The organism is Pseudoalteromonas sp. Z9A5, from assembly GCF_011378875.1.
Classification (GTDB): Bacteria; Pseudomonadota; Gammaproteobacteria; order Enterobacterales; family Alteromonadaceae; genus Pseudoalteromonas.
In genome coordinates this window covers 1-879 of record NZ_WTLC01000110.1, presented here as the reverse complement: position 1 = coordinate 879, position 879 = coordinate 1, and the positions used below count along the sequence as shown (strand labels likewise).

The following is an 879-nucleotide window of genomic DNA, read 5'->3' as shown; positions in this document are numbered from 1 at the left end:
TATCATTCCATGCTCGCTTTAGCATTTACTATGATGTGGCTACCAATGTGGGCTGATTAATATATATACTACAAAGATCAACAGCCCCTAGTTGATAATTACCCAATTCGTTGTCCGATATTATTGGGAGCAACGAATTAACCATAAATAATTTATCATTGTCTTCGTCAAGCTCGAAACCTTCGTAAGTACCAACAACACTTTTTGATAAGGATTTGTTATTTTTATCGGTCAACTGCCAGTCAGCGTGCCAATACCTTAAATTGGCGTCTTTCAATTCGTTAAGGGGAAAGCAATTTTTAAACCAATCAACATTGCCAATAAAATAGCAAACAATGGTAAGGTCAAAATCGGGAAAATAAACTTCAGCTTCACCCTCATTTTCGCAACTACATGGACTAATGCTTTTGACGACTACTCGATACTTCATATTGAATACTAACGCTCCAATAAGGGGCTAAAAATTGTTTGCTAAAATGTTGAGGAACGAAACAGCAAACTGTTTTTAGTCCTGCTTAATTGGCTTGTATGGTGAATTTATACTTGTACCATATAGAAACAGTTTTCCAGTGGAATTTCTTCCGGATAATCAGCCATAGAAAAACCAAGTTTTGTATAAGCTTGAATTGCACTTTTATTATGCCCTAATACAAACAGTGAGCATGAATCAGTTTTTAACTCTGTTTTACCCAGAACACCCAACTTTTGTATTAAGTGGGAAGCGATACCTTGCCCGCGAAAATTAGGGTTAACAATTAATCGACCAAGATGACACTTATCAAGTCTTCATAGGTTAGACATTAAGAGATAATTGGATTCAGGCCGCATTTTAATCGTCCTTTTTCTTTATCTCTTTTTGGGTTCGCTCTTCGTGCATAT

1 protein-coding gene and 1 pseudogene are annotated in these 879 nt (G+C 36.2%); both read right to left on the bottom strand.

Annotated elements, in window-relative coordinates; all coding sequences use genetic code 11:
* Positions 1–28 precede the first annotated feature (28 nt).
* Entirely contained in the window at positions 29–430 is a 402-nt protein-coding gene (locus tag GQR56_RS21235; protein ID WP_166115353.1) for a hypothetical protein, read from the bottom strand.
* A 107-nt stretch (positions 431–537) separates the two neighbouring features.
* A pseudogene (locus tag GQR56_RS21230) lies at positions 538–771 on the bottom strand (GNAT family N-acetyltransferase); the annotation flags it as partial.
* Positions 772–879: the final 108 nt, after the last annotated feature.

What these genes read in the sequence shown, in the direction of transcription:
- GQR56_RS21235 (WP_166115353.1), bottom strand. Translation starts at nt 430, where the DNA reads ATGAAGTATCGAGTAGTCGTCAAAAGCATTAGTCCATGTAGTTGCGAA.